Source organism: Streptomyces sp. GbtcB6, from assembly GCF_019091475.1.
GTDB classification, from domain to species: Bacteria; Actinomycetota; Actinomycetes; order Streptomycetales; family Streptomycetaceae; genus Streptomyces; species Streptomyces hyaluromycini.
The window spans coordinates 147,572-159,858 of the sequence record NZ_JAGXJL010000015.1 but is presented as its reverse complement, the minus strand read 5'-3'; the positions used below and the strand labels follow the sequence as shown (position 1 = coordinate 159,858).

10 protein-coding genes are annotated in these 12,287 nt (G+C 71.4%); 7 read left to right on the top strand and 3 right to left on the bottom strand.

Annotation, left to right across the window (positions count from 1 at the left end; translation table 11 throughout):
• The first annotated feature begins 2 nt into the window (after window positions 1–2).
• On the top strand, window positions 3–1,610 hold the full coding sequence (locus tag KVT45_RS25645; RefSeq protein ID WP_217551281.1) for an amidohydrolase family protein: 1,608 nt from the start codon (window positions 3–5) through the stop codon (window positions 1,608–1,610).
• Window positions 1,611–1,680: 70 nt separating this feature from the next.
• On the opposite strand, the gene KVT45_RS25640 is transcribed toward KVT45_RS25645, so the two are convergent.
• Both KVT45_RS25640 and KVT45_RS57740 read right to left on the bottom strand, forming a co-directional pair.
• Window positions 1,681–2,514, bottom strand: a complete 834-nt coding sequence (locus tag KVT45_RS25640) for a trypsin-like peptidase domain-containing protein (RefSeq protein ID WP_217551279.1) — start codon at window positions 2,512–2,514, stop codon at window positions 1,681–1,683.
• A 349-nt stretch (window positions 2,515–2,863) separates the two neighbouring features.
• Window positions 2,864–3,520: a hypothetical protein gene (locus KVT45_RS57740; protein ID WP_217551277.1), complete on the bottom strand. Its 657-nt coding sequence runs from the start codon at window positions 3,518–3,520 to the stop codon at window positions 2,864–2,866.
• Window positions 3,521–3,679: 159 nt separating this feature from the next.
• Between KVT45_RS57740 and KVT45_RS25630 the strand changes: the two genes are divergently transcribed.
• The 6 genes from KVT45_RS25630 (at window position 3,680) to KVT45_RS25605 (ending at window position 10,009) form a co-directional block, all read left to right on the top strand.
• Window positions 3,680–4,891, top strand: a complete 1,212-nt coding sequence (locus KVT45_RS25630) for a pyridoxal phosphate-dependent aminotransferase (RefSeq protein WP_217551275.1) — start codon at window positions 3,680–3,682, stop codon at window positions 4,889–4,891.
• Window positions 4,892–4,983: 92 nt separating this feature from the next.
• Window positions 4,984–5,391, top strand: coding sequence for a hypothetical protein (locus tag KVT45_RS25625; protein ID WP_217551273.1), 408 nt, complete (start codon window positions 4,984–4,986; stop codon window positions 5,389–5,391).
• A gap of 196 nt (window positions 5,392–5,587) precedes the next feature.
• Window positions 5,588–6,664, top strand: a complete 1,077-nt coding sequence (locus tag KVT45_RS25620; protein ID WP_217551271.1) for a substrate-binding domain-containing protein — start codon at window positions 5,588–5,590, stop codon at window positions 6,662–6,664.
• 30 nt (window positions 6,665–6,694) lie between these two features.
• Complete coding sequence (locus tag KVT45_RS25615; RefSeq protein ID WP_217551444.1) at window positions 6,695–7,894, top strand: toxic anion resistance protein; 1,200 nt, start codon at window positions 6,695–6,697, stop codon at window positions 7,892–7,894.
• Entirely contained in the window at window positions 7,891–9,420 is a 1,530-nt protein-coding gene (locus tag KVT45_RS25610) for a VWA domain-containing protein (protein WP_217551269.1), read from the top strand. The genes KVT45_RS25615 and KVT45_RS25610 overlap by 4 nt, the downstream gene beginning before the upstream one ends.
• Window positions 9,407–10,009 (top strand): hypothetical protein, encoded by a 603-nt coding sequence (locus KVT45_RS25605; protein ID WP_217551267.1) that lies wholly within the window; start codon window positions 9,407–9,409, stop codon window positions 10,007–10,009. Before KVT45_RS25610 ends, KVT45_RS25605 begins: the two co-directional genes overlap by 14 nt.
• Window positions 10,010–10,046: 37 nt before the next feature.
• Here KVT45_RS25605 and KVT45_RS25600 read toward each other — a convergent pair whose 3' ends face one another.
• Complete coding sequence (locus KVT45_RS25600; RefSeq protein WP_308310862.1) at window positions 10,047–12,008, bottom strand: calcium-binding protein; 1,962 nt, start codon at window positions 12,006–12,008, stop codon at window positions 10,047–10,049.
• Window positions 12,009–12,287 lie beyond the last annotated feature (279 nt).

Genomic DNA, 12,287 nt, shown 5'->3' with positions numbered 1-12,287 from the left:
TCGTGGAGGATCTGGTCATCCGGGACGCCGACGTCGTGGACGGCAGCGGCGCGCCCTCCTACCGCGCGGACGTGGTCGTCGACGGCGGCCGGATCGTGTCGATCGTCAAGGAGGCCGCGGCGGCGGGCTGCCAGCGCCCGCGCGCGGTGCGCGAGCTGGACGCGGAGGGACTGGTCCTCTCCCCCGGCTTCATCGACATGCACGCCCACAGCGACCTGGCCCTGCTGCGCGACCCCGACCACAGCGCCAAGGCCGCGCAGGGGGTGACCCTGGAGGTGCTGGGCCAGGACGGGCTGTCGTACGCCCCGGTCGACGACCGCACGCTGACGGAGGTCCGCCGGGCGATCACCGGGTGGAACGGCTCCGGCGACGACGTCGACTTCGACTGGCGGTCGGTGGGCGAGTACCTGGACCGCCTCGACCGGGGCATCGCCGTCAACGCGGCCTATCTCATCCCCCAGGGCACGGTCCGCGCGCTCGCGGTCGGCTGGGAGGACCGCGAGGCGACCCCGGCCGAGCTGGACCACATGCGCCGGCTGGTGGCGGAGGGCCTGGAACAGGGCGCGGTCGGCCTGTCCTCCGGGCTCACCTACACCCCCGGCATGTACGCGCCGGACGCCGAACTGACCGAGCTGTGCCGGGTGGTGGCGGAGTACGGCGGCTACTACTGCCCGCACCACCGCTCCTACGGCGCGGGCGCCCTGGAGGCGTACGCGGAGATGGTGGCCCTGGCCCGGGAGGCGGGCTGCCCGCTGCACCTGGCCCACGCCACCATGAACTTCGGGGTGAACAAGGGCCGGGCGCCCGAGCTGCTGTCGTTGCTGGACGAGGCCCTCGCCGCCGGCGCGGACATCACCCTCGACACCTACCCCTACACCCCCGGCAGCACGACCCTCGCGGCGATGCTGCCGAGCTGGGCGAACGAGGGCGGCCCGGCGGCGGCCCTGGCCCGGCTGGCGGACGACGGGACGGCCGAACGCGTCCGCCACCACCTGGAGTCCGTCGGCTCCGACGGCTGCCACGGCGTCCCCGTCGAGTGGGACACGATCGAGATCTCGGGCGTGACCGACCCGGCCCTCACGGACCTCGTCGGCCGTACGGTCCAGGAGTCGGCGGACGCCCGCGGGGAGTCCCCCTGGACGACGGCCCGCCGCCTCCTGGTCGCCGACCGCCTGGGCACCACGATCCTCCAGCACGTGGGCCACGAGGAGAACGTGCGGACGATCATGCGGCACGCCGTCCACACCGGCGGCTCGGACGGCATCCTCCAGGGCACGAAACCCCACCCTCGCGCCTACGGCACGTTCCCGCACTACCTCGGCCACTACGTACGGGAGTTGGGGGTCCTCACCCTGGAGGAGTGTGTCGCCCACCTCACGTCCCGCCCCGCGGCCCGGCTGCGCCTGCCGGACCGCGGCCTCGTGCGCGAGGGCCACCGGGCCGACCTCGTCCTCTTCGACCCGCTAACGGTGGCGGCGGGCTCGACGTTCGAGCACCCGCGCACCCTCCCCACAGGCATCCCGCACGTCCTGGTCAACGGCCGCTTCGTGATCGAGAACGGCCGCAGAACGGATGAACTGGCGGGACGTTCGGTCCGACGCGAGCCGTAACGCGCCCCGAAGGGGCGCGGGGAACTGCGCGACCAGCCCCCACGCACCCGCAGACGAGAACGGCGCGCCCCTACGGCTTCGGCAGGGTGCAACCACTCGCACTCAGGCTCAGCACGTTCCCCGTCGTGAAGCACGCCGGAATGATGTACGTCTCCTCGGCGTAGTTGATCCCCTGCCGAACCGTCACGGTCCCGTTCTCGTCCACCTCGCACGGGTTGTCGACGGTGCACCGCTCCCCGTCCTCGTTGCCCGTGTTGTTGACGGCGACGACCTGGCCCGTGGTGGTGTCGATCACCGGCGACCCCGACGTCCCGCCGATCGTGTTGCACGCGGAGGTGTAGCGGACCGAGTCCTTCCAGGTCCAGTCGCCCTCATTCAGCCGGTACACGAACCCGTCGATGTTGCAGCTGTAGATCGTCTTCCAGTAGCCGGAGACGACCTTGATGGCGGTGCCGGCGACGGGGTGGCCGGCGCTGACGGTCAGCGGGCTGATGCCGTAGGAGCTCTTGATCGCCGCGTACGTCGTGGTGGTGCGGTAGATCGTGATGTCGGTGTCGGTCATCGTCGAGTAGACGACCTGGTTGGCGCGGAGCGTGGCGACCTTGGTGCCGGCGGAGTTCAGCAGGCCGAAGGTACGGCTGGAGGACTGGCCGGTGATGACCTCGCCGGGGTCCGGGAAGCCGGTCTCCAGGCAGTGGCCGTTGGTGAGGACCAGTGCGGGGTCGCTGTCCGCGGAGTTCGGGAAGCGGATGACGGAGCCGGAGCAGTTGCTGAGCGAGACGGTGCCCGCGAAGTTGACGGTCACCGCCGCGGCCTTTGCCGTCTGCGGCGCGGCGACCGCCGGAGCCGTGCCGATCCCGGTGATGGCCAGGGAGGCGAGCGCGGCGACGAGAGGCTTGTTCATGTGGGGGTCCCCTCTGTACGACGAGGTGACCGAAGATCTTCCGGCCACCCGCTTTTTTGTCATGCACATTCTCATCACAAGGGCCCACCCGGGCAAGGAGTTGTTTCAGGACCGGTGTTGGCGGATTTCCGCGCACGCTGCTCAGGCCGCGAGATCGGTGAACCCGGCCTCTCCGTCCGGGCGCCCGACAGGCCCTGAGCGGGTCCGGCGAAGTCCGCTGCGGTTCGGCAGCGCCCCCGAAGGGGCGCCGGGGGTACCCCCGGCCGAAGGCCGGGGGAGGAACTGCGCGACCAGCCACGACGGCGCCGCAGTCGGCAGACGGCACATCGCGGCACTTCCAGCGGAGCGCCTAGTGGGACCTGCCGCCGCCACCTCTTCCGTGCCCCCAGCCGTGCCCCCCGTCCGAGTAGGACGCCGTCGGCGTCGTACCGGCGGTGACGGTGGCGGTCGGCGACGGGGTCGCGCTCGTCCCACCGGTCGCGGTGGCGCTCGGGGAGGCGCTGGGTGCGGCGCTCGCCGACGCGTCGGACCGGGCGGACGGCGACGTCGTGGCCGGTACGGCCGGTGCGGCGGAGTTCGACGAGGAGGCGACGGACTCGGTGCGCGGACTCCGCTCGGGCGCCGCCGCGGCCGACGACTCGCCGGCCGCGTGCTTCGTACCGCCCTGCCCGCCCGGTGTGCCGTCGGTGGACGAGGACGAGGAGAAGGGAAGGCCCACGATCAGCGCGAGCGCGGACGCGGCGCCCACCGCTCCCACCGCGGCCACCACGTACGTGCCGCGCCGGCCGCGCACGCCACGCGCACCGCGGGCCGCCCGCCGCCGGTCGGCCCGGCCCGGTTCCGCCGCGGCGGGGGCGATCCGGGGCAGTTCACGCGTCTCGTCGTATGCGTTGAGCCAGCCGTGCGCGGTCGCCGGGTCCCGGTACTCCTCGTACACGGGGGTCGGTCCGCCCTCGGGTCGGTAGACGTTGGGCGCCCCGGTCTCGTCCTCGGCAGGTCTCGGCATGGACGCGGATTGTAGGGAGAGGAGGGGCCTTTGAGACAGCTACCGGCGATAACAGGCCAAAACGCCGAGCCCCGCCCCGGTCCCGGCTGTCCCCCACACGTGTCTCACGTGGTGGAAAACACGACCCGGTGGGCGTTACCGCCCCGTAAGCTCACCGACATGCAGGTGATCCAGTCGACCAAGCTCGCCAATGTCTGTTACGAGATCCGGGGTCCGGTTCTCGAGGAGGCGATGCGGCTCGAGGCGGCGGGGCACCGCATCCTCAAGCTCAACACCGGCAACCCGGCCGCCTTCGGCTTCGAGTGCCCGCCGGAGATCCTGGAGGACATCCTCCGCAACGTCTCCACGGCACACGGCTACGGCGACGCGAAGGGGCTGCTGGCCGCCCGCCGCGCGGTCGTCATGCACAACCAGACCATCGGCATCGAGACCGACGTCGAGCACGTCTTCATCGGCAACGGCGTCTCCGAGCTGATCGTGATGGCGATGCAGGGCCTGCTGGACGACGGCGACGAGGTCCTCGTCCCGGCCCCGGACTACCCGCTGTGGACCGCGGCCGTCTCCCTCTCCGGCGGCACGGCCGTGCACTACCGCTGCGACGAGCAGTCGGACTGGATGCCCGACCTCGCCGACATCGAGCGCAAGGTCTCCGACCGCACCAAGGCGATCGTCATCATCAACCCGAACAACCCGACGGGCGCGGTGTACGACGAGGCGATGCTGCGCGGGCTGACCGACATCGCCCGCCGCCACAACCTGCTCGTCTGCTCGGACGAGATCTACGACAAGATCCTCTACGACGGCGCCACGCACACGCCGACCGCCGCCATCGCCCCGGATCTGCTCACGCTCACCTTCAACGGGATGTCCAAGGCGTACCGGGTGGCCGGCTACCGGGTGGGCTGGATGGCCATCTCCGGGCCCCGGGCGCACGCCGACTCCTACATCGAGGGTCTGACGATCCTCGCGAACATGCGGCTGTGCGCGAACATGCCCGGTCAGCACGGGGTGGTGGCCGCGCTCAGCGGACGCCAGACGATCAACGACCTCGTCCTGCCGGGCGGGCGGCTCAAGGAGCAGGTGGATCTCGCCTACGACCTGCTCACCCAGATCCCGGGCGTGAGCTGCGTGCGCCCCAAGGGCGCGCTGTACCTCTTCCCGCGCCTCGACCCCCAGGTCTTCAAGATCAAGGACGACCGGCAGATGGTCCTGGACCTGCTGCGGCAGGAGAAGATCATGGTCGTCCAGGGCAGCGGCTTCAACTGGCCGGAGCCGGACCACTTCCGGGTGGTGACCCTGCCGACGGTGGGGGATCTGCGGGACGCGATCACGCGGATCGGGCGGTTCCTGGACGGGTACGGCCAGCCGTAGGTAGCCGTCGCACCACCGTCCGTGAACCAGGTCAACTTTAGACGGAATCTAAGCTAGGATGGCTTCCTGTCAGAGCACAGGAGGCCATCGCCATGTACGAACCGATCCGCACCAAGTCGGTCCACAGCACGATGGCCGGCACGCCCTCCGACTTCCCGCACCGGACGCGCGAGGAGGAGCTGGACATCCAGCTCGCGGGACACCTCGCGGCGCTGCTGGCCGTCACCGACGAGCTGCGCGCGCTCACGCCGTCCACCGACCTCGACGCCGCCGCGACCCGGCTGGCCGAGCAGGTGGCCCGGCTGCGGGACGGCCGTACGCCGGTCCGCGCGTCGCTGACGGCGGTCCAGGAGCCGGCCGCGCTGCACGAGCGCGCGCACGCACTCGCCGGCCGCGCGCTGGTGGTCGCGGCGTCCCGGGCGGACACCGCGGCGGCGATCCTCGCGGCGGAACGCATGGACGCACACGCGGCGGCCACCGCCCTCACGACGGCCGGCTGACCCCACCCCCAAACGGCCCCGGTCCGCGCGCTCCCGCAGCGACGCGCGGACCGGGTTGCCCTGTGTCCGCACACCGGGGTCGCCTGACGGCGCCCAGCGGAGCCCGGTGCTCCGGTTTCGTTCCGGGGCGCCCCCTTCACCCCTCGTTCACCCGTTCCACCCAGGAGTGAGGGATTCCGGGAGCACTCTCCCCTTCGTGAGACGTATCGCGGGAATCGTCCTCGCGGTACTGCTGATCGGTGGCGTGGTGGCTGCCGTCGTCGCAGGCCGGCAAGGGGACGACAAGGGCACGGCAACGAAGACCGTGCGTGGTGTGATCGGTTCGGAGAAGTCGGACTTCTTCGCCGATCCCGATGTGGTGAAGGCCCTCGCCGCCAAGGGCTACACCGTGAAGACGGAGGCGTCGGGTTCCTGGGCCATGGACGGCCTGGACCTGAAGGGCTATGACTTCGCCTTCCCGTCCAGCTCGGCGCCCGCCGACGCGCTGGCCGAGAAGTACCACGCCCGCCAGCCCATCCCCCGCCCCTTCTACTCGCCCCTCGTGGTGGTGGCCCACCGCAGCGCGGCCCAGGTGCTGGCCGCCAACGGGCTCGCCGTGCTCGACGGGAAGGGCAAGGGCACCCTGAAGATGGCTTCCTATCTGGACGCCGCCCGGCACGACCGGACCTGGCAGCAGCTCAAGGGGGCCAAGGCGTACGGGGAGTTGACCGGGACGTTGTACATCACCAGCACCGACCCGGAGACCTCCAACTCCGGCGCCCTCTACCTCGCCGCCGCCTCCTATGTCGCCAACGGGGGACGGGTGGTGGCGAGTGACGCCGCCGTCACGAGGACGGCGCCGCTGCTGCGCAAGCTCGTCAGCGTGCAGGGGGCTCAACAGCCCAGCAGCGACTCGGTGTTCCGGGACTTCATCAGCGGCGCCGGCAACCCGCTGGTGTGCCTGTACGAGTCACAGGTCGTGTCGCTGCTCGCGGAACAGCACGGCTCCGACGACCTCGTCGTCCTCTACCCGGACACCACCGTCAACAGCGACCACACCGTCGTGCCGCTCGACGACGCCGGCCGGGCACTCGGCGAACTCCTCAGCACCGACCCGACCCTGCGCAAGCTCGCCGTCAGGCACGGCTTCCGGCCCCAGGGCGACTCCGCCGAGTTCGTCAAGGCCACTGCCGACCGCGCCGCCTACCTCAACCAGACACTGACCGGCGTCCGGCAGGCGCCCGTGCCCACCTCCGCGGTGCTGCACGAGATGGCCCGCCGGGCGCGCGGCTGACGGGGGGACCCTGTGAGCAACTTCGACAAGATGGTGCCGAGCGGCGGTGAGCCCACGCCCACGCTCAGCGGTGACGACGTCTTCACGCTGACCCCGCCGGAGGCGGTCGCGCCCGTGCCCCGGGAGAAGGCCGGCGGACTCGTGCCCGTCGACGACGGTGTCCGTACGGACATGGCGAGGAAGGCCTCCGACTACGTCCGGGACCTCGCCGCCCTGGACGCCCGGTCACCGGAGTTCGCGAGCAAGGTCGGCGAGATCACCGGCCTCGGCGCCGGCGAGATGCGCACCGCCGCCTCGCAGTCCAACCGCATGCTGGAGCGGGCCGTCCGCAGCCTGCCCGACAAGAGCGGCGACGCCCAGGCCAAGGTGGCCGGCTCGCTGGTCGAACTGCGCCGGGTCGTCGAGGACCTGGACCCGCGCGACCTGCCCGCGGGCAAGGGCCGCAGGTTCCTCTCCCGGCTGCCCGGCGGCAACAAGCTCCGCGACCACGTCGCCAAGTACGCCTCCGCGCAGGGGACTCTCAACAAGATCGTGGGGGCGCTGCGCGGCGGGCAGGACGAACTGCGGCGGGACAACGCGGCGTTGCAGACCGAGCGGGTGCGGCTCTGGGAGACCATGGGCAAGCTCCAGGAGTACGTCGTGCTCACCCAGGCCCTGGACACCGCCGTCGAGCAGCACGTCGCCCGGCTCACGGACCCCCAGGAGGCCGACGCCGTACGGGCGGACGTGCTGTTCCCGGTCCGGCAGAAGCACCAGGACCTGCTCACCCAGCTCGCGGTGTCCGCGCAGGGCTACCTCGCGATGGACGTCGTACGGCGCAACAACGACGAGCTGGTCAAAGGTGTCGAACGCGCCGCCACCACCACGGTCTCGGCGCTGCGCATCTCGGTGATGCTGGCCTCGGCGCTGGACACCCAGAAGAAGGTGATCGAGCAGGTCAACGCGTTGCGCGGGACGACCGAGGACCTGATCCGGGGCAACGCCGAGATGCTCGCGAGCCAGAGCGGGGAGATCCAGCGGATCGCCGCCGACCCGGCCGTGGGCGCCGAGACGCTGCGGGCCGCGTTCCAGCAGATCTACCGGACCCTCGACGCCATCGACACCTACAAGGTGCAGGCGACCGAGGCGATGGCGGACACCGTGCAGTCCCTCACCGACGAACTCCAGCAGGCGAGCGCCTACCTGGAGCGCAGCCGTGCCAAGGGTGCGCTGGAGGGCGGCCTCGCATGAACAGACGCGCTCTCCCGGCCCTTCTCGCGGCGGCGGCCGTGGTCCTGGCCGGCTGCACCTCCGAGGACCACGGCGACGACTCCACGGCGCCGAAGCCCGGCACCCTCCGGGTCCTCGCCTCCTCCGAACTCAGCGACATGACGGCCGTCTTCGACCGTGTCCGCAAGGACACCGGGGTCACGATCCGTCCGACCTACATGGGCACCCTGGACGCCATCGACCTGCTGGCCAAGGGGAAGGCGGACGGGAGGTACGACGCGCTCTGGCTGTCCTCCGACGACTACCTGCGGCTGCGTCCGGAGGCGGCGAAGAAGGTCGTCTCCGAGACCTCGATCATGTCCAGCCCGGTCGCGATCGGCGTCAGGCCGGCCACCGTCAAGGCGCTCGGCTGGAAGCCGGCCGACGTCACCTGGTCCCAGATCGAGCAGGCCGTCGAATCCGGGAAGCTGACGTACGGCATGACCGACCCGGCCCGTTCCAACTCCGGCTTCTCCACCCTGGTCTCGGTGGCCTCCGCGCTCTCCGGCGCCCAGTCTGCGCTCACGGACGACGACGTGCTGAAGGCGACCCCGCGGCTGCGGAAGTTCTTCAAGGGCCAGAAGCTGACCTCGGGCTCCTCCGGCTGGCTGGCCTCCGCCTACCAGCGGCGCACCGACGTCGACGCCCTGCTCAACTACGAGTCCGTCCTCAAGGGCATCCCGGACCTCACCGTGATCCGCCCGAGCGACGGCGTGCTCACCGCCGACTACCCGTTCTCCTCCCTGGCCTCGGCCTCCTCCGCCACCCGTGAGGACGTCCGCAGGGTGACGGAGGACCTGCGCACCACGGCCGTGCAGAAGCTCATCACGGACACCACGCACCGCCGCCCGGTCGTGGCCTCCGTCGCCCCGGCCGCCGGCCTGGACACCAGCCGCCGCCGCGAACTCCCCTTCCCCGGCACCAGGTCGGTGGCCGACGGTCTCATCTCGGCCTACGAGAACGACCTGCGCCGGCCCTCCCGCACGGTCTACGTCCTGGACACCTCGGGCTCGATGAAGGGCGACCGGCTCTCCCGTCTGAAGGCCGCCCTCACCGACCTCACCAGCGATTTCCGCAACCGTGAGGAGATCACCCTGATGCCGTTCGGCTCGAACGTGAAGAGCGTCAGCACCCATGTGGTCGACGACAAGGCCGACCTCGCCGCTATCCGCAAGGACACCGACGCCCTGCACGCCGACGGCAACACGGCGATCTACACCTCCCTGGAGAAGGCGTACGCCCAGCTGAACCCCTCCCAGGACACCTTCACGTCGATCGTGCTGATGACCGACGGCGAGAACACCACGGGCGCCAAGGTCGGTGATTTCAACGACTTCTACAACAAGCTCTCCACCGACCGGCAGCAGATCCCGGTCTTCCCCATCCTCTTCGGCGACTCCTCGCGTACCGAACTCCAGCACATCGCCGACCTGACCGGCGGCCGTCTCTTCGACGCCCAGCGGGGCTCGCTGGACGGCGCCTTCGAGGAGATCCGTGGCTACCAGTAAGGCTCTCGCCTACCTCGAATCCCGTAAGAACCTCACCGGTTCGGCGGGCGGCCTGCTCGGCCTGGTCCTGACGTTCACGGGCGTGGCCGGCCCGTACTGGCCGGTGGTGGTGGCGGGTCTGTACGGCGCGGGCGCGCTGATCGCGCCGCCGGAACGCCCGCCGCTGCCGGACTTCCCGACGCCGTCGGCGCAACTGGAGGAGGTGCGGGCCGACTTCCGCAAACTGGAGACCTACCTGGCGGAGGTCGGACTGCCGGCCTCGACCGAAGCGCGGCTCGGCGAACTGACGGACCTGCTGACGGCGTTGCTGGATCCGGGCTGGGCGGCCGAGCTGCTGGCCCAGGACCCGGAGGGCGTCCACGTCCTGTCGCGGACGGTACGGCAGGACGTCCCGGAGGCGGTCGACAGCTTCGTACGCACCCGGTGGTGGACGCGTCTGGCACCCGGGCAGGAGCCTCCGGAGCGCCATCTGGAGCGCCAGCTGGCCCTCCTGAAGGAGGAGGCGGAGCGCCTGGCGGCCGACCTCAGGGACGCCGAGGCCCGGCGCCAGGAGACGCACACCCGGTATCTGGAGGACCGCAACAACTGAGGCCGGCCTCCCGCGTGTGGGAGGCCGGCGCGGGGGGTCAGGGACAGCTGATGCGGGTGTCGCCCGGGTCGGTGGTGCAGGTGTCGGTGCCGGGGCCGCCGTTGGCCGTGTCGTTGCCGGAGACACCGTCGGTGGTGATCAGCCGGTCGTCGCCCGCGGAACCGTTCACGGTGTCGTTGCCGGGGCCGCCGTACAGGGTGTCGTTGGCGTTGCCCCCGTCGAGGTTGTCGTTGCCGTAGTCGCCGTAGACGGTGTCGGTGCCGTCGTTGCCGCGGAGGGTGTCGTTGCCGCCCAGGCCGCAGATCACGTCGTTGCGGAAGGTGCCGTTGAGGGTGTCGGCCCCGCTGGTGCCGATGATCGTGCAGCCCCGGGAGTTGCTGACGGCACCGGTCGCCGTGGCGGTGTTGTTGCCGGTCGCCGGGTCGGCCGGGGTGGCCGTGACCGTGGCGGTGTTGCCGAGGGTGCCGGTGGCGCGGGGTTCGGCGACGACCGTGACCGTGGTGCTCGCGCCCGGGGCCAGCGTGCCGAGGGCGCAGGTGGCGCCGGTCGCGGTGGTGGTGCAGCCGCCCTGGGCGGGGGTGGCGGAGACCAGGGTCGCGCCCGCTCCGGAGAGCGTGTCGGTGAGGGTGACTCCGGTGGCGGCCGCGGTGGAGCCGGTCGCGTTGGTCACGCGGACGGTGTAGGTGGCCCGGTCGCCGAGGGTGACGGAGGACGGGCCGGTCTTGGTGACGGAGAGGTCCGCACTGGGCGGGGATGTGCTGCCGCCTCCGCCCAGGTAGCGGGCGAGCGCGAAGTCGTTGTTCGGTCCGCCCTGCCCTGCGACGACGATCCGGCCGTCGGACAGGAGCGCCACACCGTGGGCCGCGTCGGTGCCGCCGAAGCCCGTGGTCACCCGGCCGCCGGTGCCGAAGCCGCCGTCCAGGCTGCCGTCGGTGTTGTACCGCAGGATCGCGAAGCCACCGGCCCCGCTGCCGGCGACGACGATCCGCCCGTCGCTCTGCAGTTTCATGTCCTGGGCGCTTCCACCGGGGGTGACGGCCAGGCCGTTGCCGTCGAAGCTCGTGTCCAGAGCGCCGTTGGTGTTGTAGCGGGCCAGCGCGAACCCGCCGCCGCCCGCGCCGGCCGCGACGATCCTGCCGTCGGGCTGGACCGCGAGCGCCTCCGCGGTGTCGTAGTCACCGAAGTCCGTACGCTGGATGCCGCCGCTGCCGAACCCGGTATCGAGGCTGCCGTCCGCGTTGTAGCGGATGAGCGAGAAGTCGAAGCGGGTCGTCCCGACCTGGCCCGCGACCACGATCTTGCCGTCGGGCTGGAGGGCCAGGGCGCGCACGTCGCCGCCCTCCTCGGGAGACGGCGACGGATCGGTGGTCACCATGCCGTCACCGCCGAAGCTGGTGTCCAGGGTGCCGTCGGACTGGTAACGGGCCACCGCGGCCCGGCCACCGACGTAGCCCGCGGCGACGATCCTGCCGTCCGGCTGCACCGCGACGTCCATGGCCTCCTCGGGGGTGCCGAAGTCGGTGAACACCCGACCGTCACCATCGCCGAAACTCGTGTCCAGCGAGCCGTCCGTGTTGTACCGGGCCACCGTGAACCAGCAGCAGTTCTCGTACCCTCGCCAACTGCCGCCCGCCACGACGATCTTGCCGTCGGGCTGGAGCGCCACGGCGTGGGCCTCGCTCCACTGGAGTTCCTCGGGCGGGATCATGTTGTTGACGGGGGTCGTGACCCTGCCGTCGCCGTCGAAGCTCGTGTCGAGGCTGCCGTCGGCGTTGTGACGGGTCAGCGCGAAGTCGCTCTCCGGTACCGAGCCGTCGACGAAGGCGCCGACGGAGACGAGCTTGCCGTCCGGCTGCACGGCCACGTCGGCGGCTTGGTCGTCGCCGCCGAAGTCGGTGAGGATCGTGCCGTCGCCGGCGAAGGTGGTGTCCAGGTCGCCGGGGGCGGCGACCGCGGTGCCGGGCAGGGCCAGGAGCAGCGCCAGGAGGGTGGCTGCCACGGTTCCGGCCCGGATCGCGAGAGATCGAACACCAGGTGCGAACGATCGAACATGGGGTGTGAACATGGGCGACAGCGTTACGACGCCGGTCGACAAGTCAGCTCGCCACGAGCCGTCCTGCGCTCACCGGCCGCAGGAATCCACCCGCGTGGGTGAGGCCCCGCACACAGGCGAAGGCCTGCCGTCGCCCGTACCCGTCGGGGCGGACGGGAACAGGCGGCGGCAGGCCCAGGAGCCGCACACGCCGTTGTGCGCGGCCTCGCCGGTTCACACCGCGGC

Bases quoted from the DNA above. Each gene is read 5' to 3' on its own strand.
- KVT45_RS25640 (WP_217551279.1), bottom strand. From the start codon at position 2,514: ATGAACAAGCCTCTCGTCGCCGCGCTCGCCTCCCTGGCCATCACCGGG.
- KVT45_RS57740 (WP_217551277.1), bottom strand. From the start codon at position 3,520: ATGCCGAGACCTGCCGAGGACGAGACCGGGGCGCCCAACGTCTACCGA.
- KVT45_RS25630 (WP_217551275.1), top strand. From the start codon at position 3,680: ATGCAGGTGATCCAGTCGACCAAGCTCGCCAATGTCTGTTACGAGATC.
- KVT45_RS25625 (WP_217551273.1), top strand. From the start codon at position 4,984: ATGTACGAACCGATCCGCACCAAGTCGGTCCACAGCACGATGGCCGGC.
- KVT45_RS25615 (WP_217551444.1), top strand. From the start codon at position 6,695: ATGGTGCCGAGCGGCGGTGAGCCCACGCCCACGCTCAGCGGTGACGAC.
- KVT45_RS25610 (WP_217551269.1), top strand. From the start codon at position 7,891: ATGAACAGACGCGCTCTCCCGGCCCTTCTCGCGGCGGCGGCCGTGGTC.